General features: G+C 42.8%; 20 protein-coding genes. 7 read left to right on the top strand and 13 right to left on the bottom strand.

The window, feature by feature from the left end; genetic code table 11:
* Positions 1–18: 18 nt before the first annotated feature.
* The 4 genes from OU792_RS13330 (at position 19) to OU792_RS13315 (ending at position 4,497) form a co-directional block, all read left to right on the top strand.
* A complete protein-coding gene (locus tag OU792_RS13330) occupies positions 19–1,332 on the top strand; it encodes a Gfo/Idh/MocA family oxidoreductase (protein WP_274670433.1) in 1,314 nt (437 codons plus the stop codon).
* A 3-nt stretch (positions 1,333–1,335) separates the two neighbouring features.
* Positions 1,336–2,253, top strand: coding sequence for a hydroxypyruvate isomerase family protein (locus tag OU792_RS13325; RefSeq protein WP_274670432.1), 918 nt, complete (start codon positions 1,336–1,338; stop codon positions 2,251–2,253).
* Between the two features lie 119 nt (positions 2,254–2,372).
* The gene (locus tag OU792_RS13320) at positions 2,373–3,434 is read left to right on the top strand and encodes a WD40/YVTN/BNR-like repeat-containing protein (protein ID WP_274670431.1); all 1,062 of its coding nucleotides are present in this window, start codon (positions 2,373–2,375) and stop codon (positions 3,432–3,434) included.
* 328 nt (positions 3,435–3,762) lie between these two features.
* Entirely contained in the window at positions 3,763–4,497 is a 735-nt protein-coding gene (locus OU792_RS13315; protein ID WP_134200359.1) for a 1-(5-phosphoribosyl)-5-[(5-phosphoribosylamino)methylideneamino]imidazole-4-carboxamide isomerase, read from the top strand.
* A 51-nt stretch (positions 4,498–4,548) separates the two neighbouring features.
* Here OU792_RS13315 and OU792_RS13310 read toward each other — a convergent pair whose 3' ends face one another.
* A complete protein-coding gene (locus OU792_RS13310) occupies positions 4,549–4,911 on the bottom strand; it encodes a hypothetical protein (protein WP_133390954.1) in 363 nt (120 codons plus the stop codon).
* A 71-nt stretch (positions 4,912–4,982) separates the two neighbouring features.
* Here OU792_RS13310 and OU792_RS13305 point away from each other — a divergent pair, with 71 nt between their 5' ends.
* A complete protein-coding gene (locus tag OU792_RS13305) occupies positions 4,983–5,321 on the top strand; it encodes a tRNA-binding protein (protein ID WP_134200361.1) in 339 nt (112 codons plus the stop codon).
* Between the two features lie 3 nt (positions 5,322–5,324).
* A complete protein-coding gene (locus OU792_RS13300) occupies positions 5,325–6,830 on the top strand; it encodes a S10 family peptidase (RefSeq protein WP_274670430.1) in 1,506 nt (501 codons plus the stop codon).
* Positions 6,831–6,836: 6 nt separating this feature from the next.
* Here the strand turns inward: OU792_RS13300 and OU792_RS13295 are convergent, their stop codons facing one another.
* The 6 genes from OU792_RS13295 to tpiA form a co-directional block, all read right to left on the bottom strand.
* Complete coding sequence (locus OU792_RS13295) at positions 6,837–8,357, bottom strand: GH3 auxin-responsive promoter family protein (RefSeq protein WP_274670429.1); 1,521 nt, start codon at positions 8,355–8,357, stop codon at positions 6,837–6,839.
* Positions 8,357–9,097: an LPS export ABC transporter ATP-binding protein gene (lptB, locus tag OU792_RS13290; protein WP_024284379.1), complete on the bottom strand. Its 741-nt coding sequence runs from the start codon at positions 9,095–9,097 to the stop codon at positions 8,357–8,359. The genes OU792_RS13295 and lptB overlap by 1 nt, the downstream gene beginning before the upstream one ends.
* A gap of 1 nt (position 9,098) precedes the next feature.
* Positions 9,099–10,823 (bottom strand): single-stranded-DNA-specific exonuclease RecJ, encoded by a 1,725-nt coding sequence (gene recJ / locus OU792_RS13285; RefSeq protein ID WP_274670428.1) that lies wholly within the window; start codon positions 10,821–10,823, stop codon positions 9,099–9,101.
* Positions 10,824–10,884: 61 nt separating this feature from the next.
* A complete protein-coding gene (locus tag OU792_RS13280; protein WP_274670427.1) occupies positions 10,885–11,079 on the bottom strand; it encodes a hypothetical protein in 195 nt (64 codons plus the stop codon).
* A 1-nt stretch (position 11,080) separates the two neighbouring features.
* On the bottom strand, positions 11,081–11,908 hold the full coding sequence (prmA, locus tag OU792_RS13275) for a 50S ribosomal protein L11 methyltransferase (RefSeq protein WP_274670426.1): 828 nt from the start codon (positions 11,906–11,908) through the stop codon (positions 11,081–11,083).
* A 6-nt stretch (positions 11,909–11,914) separates the two neighbouring features.
* Entirely contained in the window at positions 11,915–12,676 is a 762-nt protein-coding gene (gene tpiA, locus OU792_RS13270; RefSeq protein ID WP_274670425.1) for a triose-phosphate isomerase, read from the bottom strand.
* A gap of 63 nt (positions 12,677–12,739) precedes the next feature.
* On the opposite strand from tpiA, the gene OU792_RS13265 reads away from it, so the two are divergent.
* Entirely contained in the window at positions 12,740–13,240 is a 501-nt protein-coding gene (locus OU792_RS13265; RefSeq protein WP_274670424.1) for a regulatory protein RecX, read from the top strand.
* Between the two features lie 172 nt (positions 13,241–13,412).
* On the opposite strand, the gene OU792_RS13260 is transcribed toward OU792_RS13265, so the two are convergent.
* The 6 genes from OU792_RS13260 to OU792_RS13235 all read right to left on the bottom strand — a co-directional run.
* Positions 13,413–13,622 (bottom strand): DUF433 domain-containing protein, encoded by a 210-nt coding sequence (locus OU792_RS13260; protein WP_134200377.1) that lies wholly within the window; start codon positions 13,620–13,622, stop codon positions 13,413–13,415.
* 63 nt (positions 13,623–13,685) lie between these two features.
* Positions 13,686–15,155 (bottom strand): 1-hydroxycarotenoid 3,4-desaturase CrtD, encoded by a 1,470-nt coding sequence (gene crtD / locus OU792_RS13255; protein WP_026946355.1) that lies wholly within the window; start codon positions 15,153–15,155, stop codon positions 13,686–13,688.
* A 229-nt stretch (positions 15,156–15,384) separates the two neighbouring features.
* Positions 15,385–16,851: a glycine--tRNA ligase gene (locus OU792_RS13250; protein ID WP_274670423.1), complete on the bottom strand. Its 1,467-nt coding sequence runs from the start codon at positions 16,849–16,851 to the stop codon at positions 15,385–15,387.
* 115 nt (positions 16,852–16,966) lie between these two features.
* Positions 16,967–17,467 (bottom strand): hypothetical protein, encoded by a 501-nt coding sequence (locus tag OU792_RS13245; RefSeq protein ID WP_274670422.1) that lies wholly within the window; start codon positions 17,465–17,467, stop codon positions 16,967–16,969.
* 345 nt (positions 17,468–17,812) lie between these two features.
* A complete protein-coding gene (locus OU792_RS13240; RefSeq protein WP_274670421.1) occupies positions 17,813–18,367 on the bottom strand; it encodes a hypothetical protein in 555 nt (184 codons plus the stop codon).
* A gap of 277 nt (positions 18,368–18,644) precedes the next feature.
* Positions 18,645–19,058 (bottom strand): hypothetical protein (locus OU792_RS13235; RefSeq protein ID WP_274670420.1); only part of this gene is annotated, 414 nt, incomplete at its 5' end.

Genomic DNA, 19,058 nt, shown 5'->3' with positions numbered 1-19,058 from the left:
CCTAAAACAACCCAAAATATGAAAACCGAAAATTCTCGCCGGGACTTTATTAAGACTTCCGCCATTTTGACCGGAGGTGTCCTGACTTCCCCATTCGTCGTACCTGGGGCTTATGCCTCTTCTGACAACCATCTCAAGCTGGCACTCATTGGCTGCGGAGGTAGGGGTACGGGAGCTGTATTCCAGGCTTTTGAGACCGGTCACCCCATTCGATTGGTTGCAATGGCAGATGCATTTCAGGATCGATTAGATAAAAGTTTGAAGCCTATTTTGGATAAATATGGTCCAGAAAAGGTTCAGGTTCCCAAAGAGAAACAGTTTGTAGGATTTGAGGGGTACAAACAAGCAATAGCTGAAGCAGATGTGGTTATTTTAGCGACACCTCCTGGCTTTCGCCCCAGTCACTTTGAAGAAGCCGTAAGGCAAGGCAAACAGATTTTTATGGAAAAGCCAGTAGCCACCGATGCTGCTGGAATTCGCAGAGTTTTAGCCGCTGCAGAGATAGCAAAACAAAAAAAATTGAATGTAGTCGTTGGTTTGCAGCGGCACTACCAAGCCAACTACCGTGAAACCATCAAACGAATTCACGATGGAGCAATAGGAGATATTGTTGGTGGACAGGTCTATTGGAATGATGGTGGGGTATGGGTGAGAGAACGACAACCTGGCCAGACTGAAATGGAGTATCAGATGCGGAATTGGTACTATTTTAACTGGCTTTGCGGAGATCATATCACAGAGCAGCATGTGCATAATATCGATGTGGCCAATTGGGTCAAGCAAGGCTATCCGGTGAAAGCAGAAGGTACAGGTGGGCGTCAGGTTCGTACCGGAAAAGATCATGGTGAGATCTTTGATCATCATGTGATCACCTTTACCTACGAAGATGGATCGGTGATTCACAGTGAATGCAGACACTTCCCCGGAGCAGCTAATCGGGTGGACGAAACCTTCCAAGGCACGAAAGGGAAAGTCTATCTCAGTGCCGGAAATCACGGTAATCTGAGTGATTGGAAAGGGAATTCCATTTATACCCATGATCGGGAAAACAATGCCAATCCCTACCAGGTAGAGCACGACGAACTCTGGGCGGCTTTGGTAAAAGGAGACTATAAATTTGCTGATGCTGAAAATGCAGCAAAAAGTACCATGACTTCCATTATGGGAAGGTATGCGACCTATTCGGGAAAAGTCATTTCCTGGGATGAGGCTTTGAATGGATCTGTAGATTTATTCCCTGAAAAACTTGCCTGGGATGCCCTTCCAAAAATACTTCCCAATGAGGATGGGTTTTATCCACATGCTGTTCCCGGTAAAACTAAAGTGATCTAAGCCATGGAAAGAAGAGGATTTATAAAAAGAGTAGGTCTTGGAAGTACTTTTTTGGGTCTTACTGGAGGAATGAGTTTTCAGGCTATGGGCAAGGATTCGCTGAATGCTCCAACTTTTAACATGGACTTTGCTCCGCATTTCGGGATGTTTAGAAATCACGCCCCGGGAGGAATCATCGATGAGCTGAAGTTTATGGCTGATCAGGGTTTTCGCTCTCTAGAAGATAATGGTATGCTCAAGCGATCTGTTGAGGAGCAAGAGCAAATCGGAAATACCCTAGATCAACTGGGGATGCGAATGGGAGTTTTTGTGATCGAAGGTGGGGATAATTGGAAGACTTCTTTAGCAACAGGCAAGCAGGAATTTATGGATACTTTTCTCAAAACCTGTCGTGAATCAGTGGAGGTGGCCAAGCGGGTCAATGCCAAATGGATGACGGTGGTACCGGGGTATTTTGATAGAAACCTGCCGATGGGGATTCAGACTGCCAATGTCATCGAAGCGATGAAACGGGGTGCTGAGATCTTCGAACCACATGGATTGACCATGGTCATGGAGCCTCTCAGTGACAATCCTGATCTTTTCCTTCGACATGCTGACCAGACCTTTATGATTTGTCAGGCAGTAGATAGTCCAGCATGTAAGATTCTATACGATATCTACCATATGCAGCGAAATGAGGGAAATCTAATTGCTAATATGGAGAAGTGCTGGAATGAAATAGCCTATATCCAAATAGGTGACAATCCGGGAAGAAAAGAACCGGGAACCGGAGAAATCAATTTTGAAAATGTATTTAAATACATTCATGATAAAGGGTTTAAGGGGGTAATGGGAATGGAGCATGGCAATGCGATGCCTGGAAAAGAAGGTGAGCTTGCACTTATTGAAGCGTATCGAAAAGTAGACGTGAAAGTTTAAGGAAATTATTCAGAGTCATGTGCTGGGGTATTTCAAACCCCAGCATAAAAATATAAGGCTCTAATGCTTTAGCTTCTTACATTTGGCCTAGTCTGAAATTTTATTCATAAAAAGTATTTGTGCAAAACTTCATATTCAAGAATCGGCTGAGCTTCACGCTTGCCATCGTTTATTCACTTATTTTTTCTGCTTGTCAAAATAAATCAGGTCAGGAGTCTCCAGAAAAACCATTGGCTTGGGAAGTAGTCAATACACCAACCGAAGCATCTCTTCGTGGTATCAGCGTAGTCACTTCTGATATAATTTGGGCAAGTGGTTCGCAAGGAATTTGGCTTCGATCAGTTGATGGAGGGAGCTCATGGAGTTCAGGAGTGGTTGATGGCTTGGATTCGGTAGATTTCCGTTCGATTCATGCTTTTAATGCTGAAGAAGCCATAGTGGTGACAGCTGGACAACCAGCTCGGATTTATCGTACTTCAGACGGTGGGGAAAGTTGGGAGTTGAAGTTAGAAGAGTCCGAAAAGGCATTTTTCGATGGAATCAATTTTGCAGATGAAAAGCGCGGTTACGTCTTCGGAGATCCTGTAGATGGCTTTTGGATGATCTATCAAACATTAGATGCAGGCTTAACTTGGAGTCTATTGGATTCCCTTCCGCAAGCGGAGGAAGGCGAAGCAGGTTTTGCGGCATCGGCTAGTTCACTCCTTGCGCAAGAAGATAATATTTGGCTCGGGAGTGGCGGTAGTTATTCAAATATCCACCACTCACCGGATCGTGGGAAAACCTGGATGGTTCATCCGAGTCCACTGATTCAAGGAGAGTCCTCGCAGGGAATTTTTTCAATGACTTATACGAAAAAGGGAGAATTGGTAGCTGTGGGTGGGGACTACTTAGAGCCCGATTCAGAAAAAGGGAATATTGGACTCTTTTTGACTCCGACTATGAACTGGTCTGAAGAAAATACTACAGGGCCAAGTGGCTATCGATCCGGTGTACAATACTTCCCAAGATTTTCCTGGTTGATAGCTGTTGGACCTAACGGATCAGATTTTTCTAAAGATGGTGGCAAAACTTGGGATCGCTTTTCAGATATGTCCTTCCATGCAGTTTCTTTGAGTACTTCAACAGGAAGTATTTGGGCATCTGGTCCAGATGGCAAAATAGCGAAGTTGCTATACTGAATTTCTGATTGTTCGCTTTCCTATCAATACAAAAAATACCTGCTAGAATAGGCCTCGGGATTTAGATTTCGCACGCTTATGCCCTCATTCTTTCGACGACTGTACTGAGCGAAATCGAAGTATGCAGCTCAATTAGCAAAAAAAATTAGGGTGCTGGGTGAATTGCTTATCTTGCTATTCTAATTTCATCTTTTGCATTGAATCCTTGAGTAAATTTAAAAAATTGTAAAGTTTTGCCACTTTACTTGGAGAGATAGTAGTCTTCTGTGTTATCTTTAGGATTCAGATTTTTCTGCTTATTTTACTAGACACCTCTATCGAAATTAAAATGTTTGAAATAATACCTTCAATATGGCTTATTGATGGCAAATGTGTCCGCCTGAAGCGTGGAGACTTTTCCACTCAGGAAGTCATTTCCAATAATCCTCTCGCGATTGCTCAGCAATTTGAGTCTATTGGCATTAAGCGCTTGCACTTGGTGGATTTGGATGGTGCAAGACGGGGTGAGCCAAAAAACTACCATATTTTGGAGGCAATCTCCGGATATACCGATTTGAAGGTTGATTTCACCGGAGGAATTACGACTGATGGAGATGTGATCAAATGCCTAGAGTTTGGGGCAAAGACGGTAACGATATCTTCTGCGGCGGCAAACTACCCGGAGCGTTTCGCTCAGTTTATCTTGTCCTATGGGCGTGAAAAAATCAATCTTGCAGCGGATACCAACCCATCAGATAATAAAATTAAAATCCGTGGTTGGCTCAAAAAAACAAGTATTGATCTCTACGAACATATTGAATTCTTTTATGAGCGAGGCCTCAAATATCTCAAAGTATCGGATGTAACTCGAGATGGGGTCATGGAAGGTCCCAATTTTGAGCTTTATAAGACGGTGAAGGAGAAGTTTCCCCAGTTGCATATTGCAGCAAGTGGCGGGGTGAGAGGGATTGACGACTTCAAGGCGCTAAGAGACGTAGGGGTACAATCTGCTGTTTTTGGACGAGCCTTTTATGAAGGAATGATTAGTGTACAAGATCTGGAAAAATTTCTAGCAGAATCATAAAAAAAGGGACTTTCTAAAAAGTCCCTTTTTGCTTTTAAAAGAAAACACAAATTAGTCTGCTTTGAATTTCTCTAAAACATAGAGAAAGATATTAAATGATAATGTTGATGAAGGCTCACTGGATTTTTTTCCTTCAGGTCCGATGACTACTTCTCTTCTGATAGGAGTGGTAGGGATTGGAACTGGACTAACTTTTAATTCAGCATTAGCTTTGATATCATTTTGATCCGAATTAAAATTATGATGAAAGGATCCATCTTCTTCTACAACAGGTCGGTCTGATTGTCTTGGTACTTCAATTGGCTTCTCTTGCTCATTTTGCGCTAGTGATTCACCTGAAAAAAGGCATAATGCTAACACAGAGGTCAGAATGAAGCCAATTTTACCAAAAGGAAATGTAGGTTTATTAAGCATTTTGAGTTCGTTACCTTATCTTAAACTTAGGGCATTTTAAAAGGTTCATAAAATTAGTAAAAAAAATCACTATGCAAACGATTGACTACGAAGAATTCGCCAAATTAGATATTCGTGTTGGTACCATTATTCGAGCTGAAAATTTTGAAAAAGCGCGGAAACCTGCCTATAAAATTTGGGTTGATCTTGGACCTGAAATCGGTGTGAAAAAGTCATCTGCCCAAATTACGGAGCTTTACTCAGAAGCCGAGCTGAAAGGTAAGCAGGTAGTATGCGTAGTCAATTTTCGACCTAGACAGATTGCTGATTTTATGTCTGAAGTTTTGATCACTGGATTTCCAGACGAAAAAGGACGGGTAGTTCTTACATCTACCGAGCGAATTGTTGCCAACGGAGCCAAACTATATTAAATCATGCAAAAAATCTCATCTATTCTCCTTGTTGTATTTTTATTTACCTACCAGTCCTCTTTCGCCCAAGAGTCTGATACCGCCTCGCATAGTCCGCGTCAATTTGTAAAAAGCCACACCGGGGTGTTTGACGGTCAAAGGATTTCTTATCAGTCCATTGTCAAAGAAACATTTCTTAAGAATTTGAAAGGAGAAGTGACTGCCTCATTCTGGAGTACTAGCTACATCAAGGAGGGAGCTGACCAAAATCGGCCTGTGATCTTTATTTTTAACGGAGGGCCAGGCTCAGCTTCTATTTGGCTTCACATGGGATTTTTTGGGCCTAAGGTAGTGCGGGTAGACTCTGAGGCCAAAGCGGATGATGGAGCTGCTCCATACCATGTTGAAAGCAATTCAATGGCTTTGCTGGATCTGGCTGATCTAGTTTTTTTGGATCCTATCGGAACAGGCTTCAGTCGAGTAAGGGAAAAAGGGAAAGTAGAAGACTATTGGGGTTTGGTCGAAGATGCACAGTCAGTTGCTGATTTCATTCGGATTTGGATTCGGGAAAACAATCGTTGGCAGGCTCCCAAGTTCTTGGCAGGGGAAAGCTTTGGTACAACTCGTGCCGCCAAAGTCGCTGAAGTTTTGGAGGGAGATGGGCAGCACGTTGCTTTAAATGGCCTAATTCTGATTTCTCAGGCATTGGATTATGCAGGATCATCTTCTTGGCCAGATAATTTGACCTCATTTTTTACCTATTTGCCATCTATGGCTGTGACAGCCCGGTATCATGGGAAAGCCGGAGAGGGAAAAAGCATAGAGGAATTTGCTAAGGAAGCCCGAGACTTTGCCTATCAAGAATACCTTCCTGCTCTTTTCGAAGGTCAAAATCTATCCAAAGAGAGAAAAGAGGAGATTGCGGAAAAGCTTTCTTATTTCACCGGATTAGATCAAAAATATATTCTTAGGTCTGACAATCAGATTTTGATGCATCGCTTCAAAAAGGAGCTTCTGAGAGAAGATGGGAAGGCAATAGGGACCTTAGATGGACGATTTGCAGCAGTGGAAACCGATCAAGTAGCAGAAGGTCCTGTATTAGGAGATCCGAGTGATTACATGACAGAGGGAGCTTATACCGCAGCCTTCAATTCATACCTACTCAATGAATTGGGTGTGGAGCTGGAGATTCCTTATTTGTCTTCCAACGGAGAAATTGGCGGTAAATGGCGCTGGAGACCAGTTCCAGATGGCAGCTATTGGGAGCCTTCCTATGTCAGTACTGCGAGAGCACTCAGCGAAGTGATGCATAGAAATACAAAGATGAGAGTAATGGTAGCCAATGGCTATTATGATTTGATTACTCCTTTCTTTGATGCGGAATTTACTTTTGCCAGGCATGATTTTCCTCAAGACCGTATTGAGATGAAGTATTACGAGGCAGGCCACATGATGTACAATCGCAGAGAGGACTTTGAAGCCTTGGCAAAGGATATTAGGGCTTTTGTCGAGGAAGTTTTGGCGAACTGATTAAGCTTAATTCATAATCGCTAAAAGCTCATCTAAATAGTCGCGGCTATTTGATAGTCGGGGGACTTTATTTTGTCCGCCAAGCTTTCCTTTTTTGCGCAGCCATTCTTGGAAAAGCCCACTTTCGGCTACATGAATAATTGGTTTTACAAGCGCTAGGTCTTTATGCCTTTTGGCATCATAATCAGAATTAATTTCCCGCAAGTGCTGATCCAATAGCTCTTCGAATTTGGCTAGGTCAGTCGGGTTTTTGGCAAATTCAATGATCCATTCATGCGCACCTTTTTCGCCATTGTTTCCAAAGTAGGCAGGGGCAGCAGTAAAGTTTTCGATGGTCGCTTCAGTCTTTTCAGCTGCAAATTCTACCGCCTTTTCTGCATTCTCCACAATGACTTCTTCTCCAAAAGCATTGATAAAATGCTTGGTTCTTCCGGAAATTTTGAATCGGTAGGGCTTAGTTGAGGTAAATCGGACGGTATCTCCGATTTTGTATCTCCATAGCCCACCATTTGTTGAGATGACTAAGGCGTAGTTTTTTCCTACTTCTACCTCCCATAGCGGAAGTACGGTAGGATTCTCATCCTCCCAAGATTCCATGGGGATAAACTCATAGAAAATCCCATAATCCAAAAGCAACAGTAATTCGTCAGAATCTATTTGGTCTTGCAGTCCAAAGAATCCCTCCGATGCATTGTAGGTTTCCATGTACCGCATCTTGTCAGAAGGGATGAGTTCTTTAAAAAGGTTGCGATAGGGACCAAAGGCTACCGCTCCGTGAAAAAAGACCTCCAGATTAGGCCAGACTTCCAGGATGTTTTTGGCTTTTTTGATCTCAAGGATTCTTCTCAGTAGGACGATGGTCCAGGTGGGAACACCCGCAATGCTCACGACGTTTTCGTCCATGGTTTCGCGAGCCATTTTTTCAATTTTGGCTTCCCACTCATTCATCAAAGCGACCTCAAGCGAGGGAGTTCTGGCAAATTGTGCCCAAATGGGAAGGTTACGCATGATGACAGCTGAAATATCACCTGCTTTTGCTTTGCTATTTGAGTTGAGTGGGTTGGATTCCAAAGAACCTCCGATTGTCAGGGATTTACCCGAAAAAAGCTTGGAGTCAGGATAGTTATTTACATAAATAGTGACCATATCCTTCCCGCCTTTAAAATGACACTCTTCAAGGCTTTCTTCAGTGACGGGAATGTATTTGCTTCTGCTGGAAGTAGTACCTGATGACTTAGAAAACCATTCGATTTCTGTATTCCAGATCAGGTTCTGCTCTCCTTTCATGACTCGGTCGATATAAGGCTTGAAGCCTTCATAATCGTTTAGAGGTACATTTTTAGCAAAATCTTGGTAGCTCTTAAAGCTTGAAAAATCAAATTCCTTTCCGAATTTGGTTTGTTTTCCAGCTTCAATAAGGTCTTTCAACACGCTGTCTTGAGCCGCATGCGGGGCTTTTTTGAAATATTCGATTTGTCCCAGGCGGCTTTTGAAGACCCAGGTCATAAAGCTGTTGATTACCTCCATTAATTTGAAAAAGTTTTGCGTTTCAATTCAAACTGACTGCCCAAATAGACCTTTCTTACTTGCTCATCGGCAGCTAATTCTTCAGCAGTCCCGGCTTTCAAAAGTCTTCCTTCAAACATCAGATAGGCCCGGTCCGTGATGGATAGGGTTTCATTTACATTGTGATCGGTGATCAATATCCCGATATTTTTGGTTTTAAGCTTGGCTACGATGGTCTGGATTTCCTCAACGGCAATCGGATCTACCCCGGCAAATGGCTCATCAAGCAATACGAATTTAGGATCAACCGCCAATGCACGGGCAATCTCTGTTCGTCTTCGCTCTCCTCCTGAGAGAACCATTCCCAAGTTTTTACGGACATGGGTTAGGCTGAATTCTTCCAATAGGCTTTCCACTTTTTCCTTTTGCTGCTGCTTTGGCATATTGGTCATTTCGAGGACTGCCAGAATATTTTCTTCCACGGAAAGTTTGCGAAAAACGGATGCTTCCTGCGCTAAATATCCGATACCCAATTGGGCCCTTTTGTACATTGGTAGGCTGGTAATATCTTCCTGATCCAAAAAGATTTTCCCTTCATTCGGTTGGATCAATCCCACGATCATGTAAAAAGAAGTGGTTTTTCCTGCTCCATTGGGACCTAGTAACCCGACAATTTCCCCTTGCTTTACCTCAACGGAGATATCGTTGACCACCTTTCGGCTTTTGTATATTTTGATGAGATGCTCTGCTCGAAGTTCCATACTAGTCGAATTTGATATCTTTCACGTAGAGTTGCAAACTACTTTTGTCCCGGAAGAAATTTTCCCGCATTTCTGCCACTAAGTCAAAACGCATTCGGGATCTAAGGAAATTTACGGTAGTCAAATCTGGGTCCTTAGCTCGATCCGCCATTCCGAAGCCAAGACAAACCGGAGTGGTGAGTTGACCGTCCTGCACAATTTTGAACCGAAGATGCTTTTCTTTCAAAACGACCACATCCTCGGCCTGCACATTGGAAATCTTGAAAATGGGCTCGGGATTTCCGGGGCCAAAAGGGGCCATTTGCTTTAGAATATTGTAAAAGCGATAATTGATTTGGTCCAGCAGGAGTTCTCCATCGATCTCAATGACCGGTTTTCGATGAACTTCCTCGATTCGGTTTCGAACTACCTCTTCAAATTTTGCCTGAAAGGCAGGAACCTTATCCACCGAAAGTGTCAAACCTGCAGCATATTTGTGACCTCCAAATTGATCTAAGAGATCGCTACATTCTGCAATGGCTTCATAAATATTAAAATCTACAACAGACCGCGCACTTCCCGTTGCTTTGGAATTGGATTCGGTGAGTATAATGGTTGGACGGTAGTACTTTTCGATACAGCGGCTCGCTACGATCCCGATGACACCCTTGTGCCAATCTTCCTTGAATAGCACCGTTGAGTTCCAGGTTTGCTCCTCTTCCCTTGCCGCAATCATTTCAAATGCTTCTCGGGTGATGTTTTCATCGAAATTTCGGCGGGTGGCATTGACTTCATCTACTACTTTGGCTCGCTCCAGCGCCTCGTCCAGTTCGGTAGAGATCAGAAGCTCCACAGATGCTTTGGCATGTTCTAGGCGACCGGAAGCGTTGATTCTTGGACCGATTTTGAAGACAATGTCAGAGATGCCGATGTCTTTTTCGATTTTGCTGCGTAGGATCAAAGCCTTGAGTCCGGGTCTGGGAGTATTGTTGATCCGATCGAGACCATAGTAGGCCAAAATTCGATTTTCTCCGGTGATAGGTACAATGTCTGCTGCAATGCTGACAACGACTAAGTCCAAGTATCCGTAAAGTGCGGATTCATCGATATTTCTTTTTTTGGCAATTGCCTGGATCAGTTTGAAACCGACCCCACAGCCACTTAATTCTTTGTAGGGATATTGACAGTCCGTCTGTTTTGCATCCAAAACGGCAATGGCAGCCGGAAGAATTTCCCCGGGTGTGTGGTGATCACAAATGATAAAATCTACGCCCAGTTCCTTGGCTAATGCCACTTTTTCGATGGCCTTGATCCCACAGTCTAATGCAATAACCAAAGAAAAATTTTCATCTGAGGCATATCTGACCCCTCTTTCGGATATCCCATAGCCTTCTTTATATCGATCTGGGATATAAAAGTCTACGTGTGGATAAATGCCTTTTAGAAAGCCATAGACGAGCGAAACTGCCGTGGTGCCATCCACATCGTAGTCTCCATAAACTAGGATCTTTTGCTCGTCCCGAATGGCTTCCTCGATTCTATTGACAGCCTCCTGCATCCCCTTCATTAGATAAGGGTCGTGAAGCTGACTTAGGCTCGGTCGGAAATAATCCTTTGCCTGCTCAAAGCTCTCAACACCCCGATTGATCAGCACATTGGCCAAAGTCGGATTGACATTGATCTCTTTGCTGAGTTTTTCGAGTGCAGATTGAGCTGCTATTGGTTTAGGTTTCCAGACGTACTCCATGGGTGTAAATTACGAAAGAATTTGAGGATCGGGTTCGATCGTGTATTGTGAATACCCCTTTTCAGGATTGTTTAACTTCTTTTTGGTATTGAAACCAATAGTAAGCGGGAAAAATCAAGGCCTTAAGTTTCCAGTCATTTTTTTGCTTTATCGAAAGCATGGAATTTCCATGTACAGCCCGGTACATTTTTCCTGCTAAGAGCGTATGCCCTAAGAGCAGCAAAAACAAAACCGCATAAAACAAGAGTTCCTCCATCTTAGCTTTTAGTGAAGACCAATGCAGCCCAATTATTTTTTTCACTTTGATTGACTAATTCCAGGCCAAGCTTTTCGCAAGCCAATTGGATATCGGCAATATCATGGGTGTAAAAACCACTCAGAAGTAAGTACCCATGAGGTGCCAACAGACGGGAATATATCTCCATTTCGTCCAAAAGCACATTTTTGTTGATGTTGGCGAGAATGATATCAAAGGGCCCCTTGGGATTTACATCCCGAATGCTGCCTAGCCCCATGGTTGCCGGGACTTCATTGAGCTGAAAGTTTTCATTCCCATTATCCACGCACCAGTCATCGATATCAAAAGCTTCAACAGAAGAAGCTCCAAGAAGATGAGCCATGATTGCTAAGATTCCAGTACCCGAACCCACATCCAATACACGCTTACTTTGATGGTCGATTTTTCCCTGAAGCTGCAGAATCTGAAAGGTAGTCGCATGATGACCTGTCCCAAAAGACATTTTGGGATTGATGACTATCTGGTATTTAAACCCTGGTCTTGGCTCATGAAAAGAAGCTCTGACGAATACCAAGTCACCGACTACAATGGGGTCATAGTTTTTCTCCCATTCCTCATTCCAGTTGACTTTTTTGGTGAGATTCTCCGAAAAGCTGATGCTTGCATGACTTTGATAGCGATTCAGAATCTCCTCAAAGGCTTCTCGGTCGAACGAATCCAAAGGCGAGTAGCATTCAAAGCCCTCATCTGTTTCCAAAAAGGCATCAAAACCTATCTCAGAAAGTTCAGCAATTAGAATCTCTCGAAAATCCTCGGAGCAAGTGAATTTGAATTCCCGGTAGTCCATCCAAGCTTAGTAGGATTTGGCGATATCGATGAAGTCGCGCGATTTCAGAGAAGCCCCTCCGATAAGTCCTCCATCCACATCGGGCTTAGCAAGAAGTTCGGCAGCGTTTGACGGTTTCATACTTCCACCATAAAGAATGGAAATTGAATCAGCCACTTCCTTACCATACTTACTGGCCAAATGCTTTCGGATAGCCGCATGCATCTCCTGAGCTTGCTCAGCGGAAGCTGTTTTTCCTGTACCGATTGCCCAAATGGGTTCGTATGCGATGGTGACTTTTGAAATTTCTTCAGCGCTAAGTTCAAAAAGGCTGTCAGTGAGCTGGAATTTGACATTAGGCTCATGGGTTCCGGCCTCTCTGATATCCAATGATTCACCGCAGCAGAAAATTGGTTGGAGTCCAGCTGCCAAGGCTTGCTTTACTTTCTCGGTGAGCATTTCATTATTTTCTTTGAAATATTCTCTCCGCTCCGAATGCCCAATGATGACGAAATTCACTCCAAATGAAGCTAAAATTGGTGCCGAAACCTCACCGGTGTATGCTCCTGATTCCTTATCAGAGCAGTTCTGAGCTCCCACAAAAACATTGGGTGCCCCGCCGATTAATTTTTTTACCACGTGAAGATGAGGAAAGGGAGGATTGAGCACGAGGCTGACACCTTTCAACTGTTCATCCTGTGCCATTTGCGCGATCTCAGAAGTCAGTTTTTGACCTTCTTCATAGGTCATGTTCATTTTCCAGTTTCCGGCTATGATTTTCTTTCGCATCGTAAGAGTTTTTATTAGGTTTGAGAAAAACTAAGGACAAAATTTTCTATAAAATTAATCAAAATGTCTGGTTGGGGAAGAAATAACCCAAAGCAAGTCCGAAAAACCACATGGACGGTCGAGGAGGCTGAGGAAAAAATCGCTGCTTTCTGTGCCTATCAGGAGCGATGTGTCTGGGAGGTGCGGCGTAAGCTTTTTGAAAAAGGGATCGCTGAAGCGCAGATTGAAAAGCTGATAGGTTTTCTTCTCCGGGAGAAATTTATCGATGAGGGACGCTATGCCAGGGCCTTTGCCAGGGGAAAATTCCGCTTGAAAAAATGGGGTAAAAACCGGATTCGAATGGAGCTGAAGATGCGGCAAGTTCCTGAGGATCTGATCAGAAAAGGCTTGCTGGAAATTGACCCAACGGAGTACTATGACACGCTTCTTTCGGAGACAGAAAAGAAATGGGAGAAGACCAAAGAACCCGACCTGTACAAAAAGCGATTTAAGGTTGTCGGCTATTTGATGCAGCGGGGATTTGAGCAGGATCTGGTTCAGGAAGCAATAGACTCACTTTTGTGATTTATGATTGACGAAATACGATTTACGAGCAGCAGAGCAGGATTTGAAGTTAATTTGCGAGTCTTTGACCAAATTTTCACCTTTCCACTTTTACAACTTTCCAACCTCAAGTTAGAGGACTGCACCTCATTTTGGGACAGTTTTTCAATTTTCTAATTTTTCACAAACCCTATCATAATCTTTGCTCCTTATCTGCAGCATAAGCTAAGCAGGCATCAATCATTTCATCTGTAATTTCCTCAAAATCAGACTTTATTTGATAGCGACTCATTCCATTGGCCATCCAGTTCAGTACGTCATAAACTGAAATTCTGGTGCCCTTAAGACATGGTTTACCAAATCGTTTTTCGGGCCGAATCTCTAGGTGTTTTTTGAAATCCATAATGTAAAATACGAAAAATTGGATGATAAGATTAATAGTACTAAAGTCATTTTTGAATTTTTCCTAGGAATCCCCCACAAATCCCATCATAATCTTCGCCGAAAGGAGACTTAACGGAATTCCTCCTCCAGGATGTACTGATCCCCCGCAGAAGTAAAGATTTTTGATGTCGGAGGAATAGTTGGCATGCCGAAGAAAAGCTGCAAATCGATTGTTGGAAGAGTTGCCATAAAGCGCTCCATTCGCACTGGAAGTTTTGGACTCGATCGTTCGAGGTTCTAGAATTTCCTCGACCTCGATCAAGGATTCCAAATCAGTTTTTAACACCCGATTGACTTTGGAGATGATGTTTTTCCGGGCTTCCTGTATCAAGCTATCCCAATCCTGCCCCTGATTATTGGGGACATTGATCATCGTAAACCAATTCATACAGCCCTCGGGAGCATCGTCGGATTTGTGAGTGGAGGTGATATTGATGTAAACAGTCGGATCTTCGTAGATGCTTCCCTTTTTGAAAATATGCTCAAACTCAGTTTGATAATCTTCCGAAAAAAGAATGTTATGTAGTCCTAGCTCTTGGAATTCTTTTTTGACTCCCCAATAAAAAATCAGGGCAGAGCTGGATTTGGGTTGCTCCAGCAACTTCTTGGGCTGCTTCTGCTTGCGCAAAATACTTTTGTAGGCATTCACCATGTCCATATTATTGACGACCAGATCAGCTGGATGGCTTTGGCCATTGACTTGGACTCCCACGGCTTTGCCATTTTCCACTAAGATCTCTTCAACTTTTGCATTGAAATGAAAACCAACTCCTAGATCTACAGCTAGTCTATACAAGCTCATGGTGATGTCATGCATCCCTTTTTTGGGGAAGTAGGCTCCGATATTGAATTCCAAGTGGGGGATGATATTCAGGGTAGCTGGGGTCTGATAGGGGTCCGATCCATTGTAGGTAGCATAGCGATTGAAAAGCTGAACTAACTTTGGGTTCTGGAATTGCCGTTCATTTGCCTGATTCATGGTGGAGAAAATGCCCAATTTCCCCATTTTGAGGTAAGACTTTAGCGCTTGCGGATTGGTCCAGGTACCAAATTGATGCAGGGATCGATGCATGAATAGGGGTGCCAAATGCTCATAAATAAAGGCCGAGCTCCGCAAAGCCTCTCGTACATTTTGAGCAGGTTCCCCTAGCTTGGTTTCTACCTCTTCAGCAAAGCGATGGATATCTGCCCAGGCCTTGATTTGCTTCCCATCTTCCCAAAAATAATGACAGGCTACTTCCAGTTTTTCGTAATCAAAATGATCCTTGGGATCTTTCCCGGCTAGCCGAAAGAGCTCTTCGACTTGCTCAGGGAGGGTGAAAAGCGATGGGCCTGCATCAAAGCGGTAACCTTTTAAGGTGATTTCGGAAAGTTTTCCGCCGGGATAGGAATTCGCCTCGAAAACCTCAACTTGATAGCCTTGGACCGCTAGCCGAATAGAGGATGCAATACCGGCAATTCCGGAACCGATGATCAGGGCTTTTTGGGACATGGATATGCTTTTGAATCTAAACTACACAATCGGCCGGGAAGTTGGTAGAAAATCGGGAAAAGCTCAAAACAATTACTATCTCAAAAATTTATCATGCCTTCAGGGGATATTACCGTGAGTGAGACAATAATGGAGGAGGATAAAACCAAAAAGCCTTGAGAAATTAAATCTCAAGGCTTTTTTCACTAGTTCTCATCGCCACTGATAGTGCCTTCACTAACAGCTATTATCAAATCTTCTCAAAAACCCGTCTAAAGCTCGTCGCCTCAGCGATTCGGCCATGTAATTCGGAGATGGAAACTCTCTCCTGCTCGGTCGTATCCCGGTGACGGATGGTAACTGTATTATCTTCCAAAGTCTGATGATCCACAGCGATACAGAATGGCGTTCCGATCAAATCCTGTCTCACATAACGCTTTCCGATAGACGCCGCCTCTTCATAAATAATATTGAAATCATATTTCAATAATTCCACGATTTCCTGCGCTTTTTCCGGCAATCCATCTTTCTTGGTGATCGGAAGAATAGCTGCTTTTACCGGAGCGATAGCCGGATGGAATTTCAAATAGGTTCTGCTTTTCTCTTCTGTCTTTTCTTCAGTATAAGCATTGCAAAGGGTCAACAAGAACAAGCGGTCAGCACCTATTGAAGTCTCAATCACATAAGGAATATAGTTCTGATTAACCTCCGGATCGAAGTACTGCTGCTTTTTCTTGGAATATTCCTGATGGGATTTCAAGTCGAAATCAGTTCTTGAGTGAATCCCTTCCACTTCTTTGAAACCAAATGGGAATTCGTATTCGATATCCATGGCTGCATTGGCATAGTGCGCCAATTTCTCATGGTCATGCTTTCTCAATTTCTCAGCCGGGGTACCCAATGCCAAATGCCAGTTCATCCGAGTCTCAGCCCACTGCTTGTACCAGTCGAGTTCGGTGCCAGGGCGTACGAAAAACTGCATTTCCATCTGTTCAAACTCACGCATACGGAAGATGAACTGACGGGCTACGATTTCATTTCGGAAAGCTTTCCCGATTTGGGCGATGCCGAAAGGAACCTTCATCCGAGCAGTTTTTTGCACGTTGAGGAAGTTGACAAAAATCCCCTGTGCTGTCTCCGGACGCAGGTAAATGGTCGAAGCATCTTCAGCCACAGAACCTACCTGAGTAGAAAACATCAAGTTAAACTGACGAACATCAGTCCAGTTGGTCGTGCCACTGATTGGACAGGCAATTCCCGTATTCACGATCAAGTCACGCACACCGGCCAAGTCCTCCGCTTCCAGCAAGCGAGCTAAAGCAGCAGTGAGCTGCTTGGCTTCCTCCACTTTCCCATCATTTTCCAATTTGGCAGCATGCTCCTCCACCAAGACATCGGCGCGATAGCGTTTTTTGCTGTCCTTGTTATCAATCATGGGATCATTGAAGGAGTCCACGTGACCGGAAGCCTTCCAAGTAGTAGGATGCATAAAAATAGCCGCATCGATCCCGACAATATTTTCGTGGACACGCGTCATGGTTTCCCACCAGAGACGCTTCAGGTTGTTTTTCAACTCAACCCCATAAGCGCCATAGTCATAGACCGCCTGTAGGCCATCGTAGATTTCCGAACTGGGGTACACAAACCCATACTCCTTGGCATGGGAAATTATATCTTTCAATTGGGCGTTTTCCGCCGGAGTCGCTGTCTTTGCCATAGGGCGCAAAATTAAGGAAACTTATTGATTTGGGGGAGGAAGGGAGGGAAATTGCTTGTATCAGATCATCAAATTGAGAAATATAAACGTGAAAGGGAAAAGCGTCTTTCACCTATTATCCATAGCAAGAAATGACATAATAACTGTAGGCGGAACATTCATATTTCCAACCCCTCGCCGGGTCATAGTGATAAATTTGCACTGCGTGAGATTCGTATTCTCTTGTGAGGAGAAAAGCATAATCTTGAATAATTATGGGTTCGGAGATAAACTGAACGGTTTCTTTGTCCAATTTTTTGGTGAGTTTGATTTTGGCTCCCAACATTCTCTTATCAAGAAACTTTTGAGAAAGTTGACTGCTTAATTCGGGTAGCTGTTCAATTGAAGCAGGTAGCATTTCATCTTTAAATGAACAGAGCTGTACGCCCTTTTCCCATTTTTCTTCCAATAAAAAATCAATCCAGGATGGGTCTCCGATTGTTTTATAGTGGAGCTTAATTCGATTAGCTTTCTGATTCGAAAAGAAGGCTTTCAAGACTTCGTATTGTTCCTCCGAAATAGGATCTAAAGTATTTTGGGTTTGACCATTCAATGGAGAAGAAATGATCCAACTCAAGAGAAGAAATGAAAATATTAAAATATGTTTTAATGGACTCTTCACGGGGAATTGGATTTTTTATGCTCATATTATTAACATCCTGATGACTGTAAGGATGTGAATGCCACCTTTTCATTTATTCTTGTATCCGGACCAAATTACAAATTTGTTTGCACAAAAAGGTGTTGAAGCAATCTAAAACTAGATAGGGGTAGTCAAACCCTAAACTACCACCCGTTGGTCCAAATTTTTTATCCCAATTGTACGATTTCAGCCCAGCTAATTCCTGAAAATCTTCAATTAGGCGCGTTTCCAGCTTTTTGGTAAAAAGCCACCCCTAGAATGGATGGCTTTCTAATCAAATTAATCAGTGAAAACTACATACAGCGGGATCGAGCCTTCATAGACCCATTCTCCTTTTTCATTCTTTTTTTGAACTTCTAAACTTTCTGAATTGGGATATTTAAACAATACAAAAGAGTAGTCTCCTATAATGATCGGCTCTGTAAGGGACAAATAGGGTTGCTCTGTCAAATCTTTGACCAAAACAAATCTTTTTCCCAGCTTGCTAGGATTAAACTCTTTGACCTGAATATTCCTTACATGATCGATTAATTGATCGATGGCTTGTTCTAGTTTGGAATCCTCAAATGAGCAAAGTGCAATGCCCCAATCTTCCCTGTAGTAGTCCCCATACAATAGGTGGACCCAGGATTTGTAATCGATTGTCTGAAAGAAAATCCGCGTTTGATCTTTTCCAGAATTTCTGAAGGCTCCTTCGATCACCTCATATTGTTCTTTTGTCAGCCTATCTTTTTGTTGAGCTTCGCAAACGAAAGAAGATCCGAGTAGAACAAGGAATACAAATCCATTAATTACATTTCGTACCATTTGCTTGATTGCTTCCAGATGCTTCATTTTTTAGGATTTGATCGATTTTAGCCCAGCTACTTCCTGATGGGATGAATGGTTTTGCTTCATCGATTAGTTGCGTTTTATCAGAAGGATTGACTAATCCTCCAAATGCCATTTTGTAGTAGTAATCAAATGGTAAACTTCCTGCCGTTGGACCATATTTTTTATCCCAATTGTAACGATTTCAGCCCAGCTAATTCCTGAACATCTTCAATTAGGCGCGTTTCCAGCTTTTTGTAAAATGCCATCCCATTTGGGGATGGCATTATAAATTTATATTTCAATGGAGTTCACCGTAGATAGTTACTCCACATTCATACTCCCAAATTCCATCTGAATTCATTTTTGAAACAAACAAGCTTTTATTTGTTTTCGACTTTAAGAAATGGAAAGAATACCCTCCAATTATTATAGGTTCTGATATGAAAATAAGCCCCTGTCTATTCGATTTCTGAGTCAATTTTAATTTTTTTTCTAGATATTCAGAGTTAATTGGTTTTGAGACTAGAGTATTTAAGGATGTTTTCAAAGTATCAAATGCAACCTTTAACCTCTCATTTTCAAATGAACATAGTCCAATTCCATCATCTCGTAAGAAATATCTATTCCATATATCGTCCATCCATTCTTCGTAGTTCATCGTTCTACTATAAATCCTTATATACTTTTCAGAAGAAAAAGTAAAGGTATTGTT

It is taken from the genome of Algoriphagus sp. NF (genome assembly GCF_028823735.1).
GTDB lineage: Bacteria > Bacteroidota > Bacteroidia > Cytophagales > Cyclobacteriaceae > Algoriphagus > Algoriphagus marincola.
Note: the sequence above shows the minus strand (reverse complement) of the source record. Positions and strands in the feature narration are given on the sequence as shown.

Coding starts and splice junctions, on each gene's coding strand:
- OU792_RS13330 (WP_274670433.1), top strand. CDS start 19: ATGAAAACCGAAAATTCTCGCCGGGACTTTATTAAGACTTCCGCCATT.
- OU792_RS13325 (WP_274670432.1), top strand. CDS start 1,336: ATGGAAAGAAGAGGATTTATAAAAAGAGTAGGTCTTGGAAGTACTTTT.
- OU792_RS13315 (WP_134200359.1), top strand. CDS start 3,763: ATGTTTGAAATAATACCTTCAATATGGCTTATTGATGGCAAATGTGTC.
- OU792_RS13310 (WP_133390954.1), bottom strand. CDS start 4,911: ATGCTTAATAAACCTACATTTCCTTTTGGTAAAATTGGCTTCATTCTG.
- OU792_RS13305 (WP_134200361.1), top strand. CDS start 4,983: ATGCAAACGATTGACTACGAAGAATTCGCCAAATTAGATATTCGTGTT.
- OU792_RS13300 (WP_274670430.1), top strand. CDS start 5,325: ATGCAAAAAATCTCATCTATTCTCCTTGTTGTATTTTTATTTACCTAC.
- OU792_RS13295 (WP_274670429.1), bottom strand. CDS start 8,357: ATGGAGGTAATCAACAGCTTTATGACCTGGGTCTTCAAAAGCCGCCTG.
- lptB (WP_024284379.1), bottom strand. CDS start 9,097: ATGGAACTTCGAGCAGAGCATCTCATCAAAATATACAAAAGCCGAAAG.
- recJ (WP_274670428.1), bottom strand. CDS start 10,823: ATGGAGTACGTCTGGAAACCTAAACCAATAGCAGCTCAATCTGCACTC.
- OU792_RS13280 (WP_274670427.1), bottom strand. CDS start 11,079: ATGGAGGAACTCTTGTTTTATGCGGTTTTGTTTTTGCTGCTCTTAGGG.
- prmA (WP_274670426.1), bottom strand. CDS start 11,908: ATGGACTACCGGGAATTCAAATTCACTTGCTCCGAGGATTTTCGAGAG.
- tpiA (WP_274670425.1), bottom strand. CDS start 12,676: ATGCGAAAGAAAATCATAGCCGGAAACTGGAAAATGAACATGACCTAT.
- OU792_RS13265 (WP_274670424.1), top strand. CDS start 12,740: ATGTCTGGTTGGGGAAGAAATAACCCAAAGCAAGTCCGAAAAACCACA.
- OU792_RS13260 (WP_134200377.1), bottom strand. CDS start 13,622: ATGGATTTCAAAAAACACCTAGAGATTCGGCCCGAAAAACGATTTGGT.
- crtD (WP_026946355.1), bottom strand. CDS start 15,155: ATGTCCCAAAAAGCCCTGATCATCGGTTCCGGAATTGCCGGTATTGCA.
- OU792_RS13250 (WP_274670423.1), bottom strand. CDS start 16,851: ATGGCAAAGACAGCGACTCCGGCGGAAAACGCCCAATTGAAAGATATA.
- OU792_RS13240 (WP_274670421.1), bottom strand. CDS start 18,367: ATGAAGCATCTGGAAGCAATCAAGCAAATGGTACGAAATGTAATTAAT.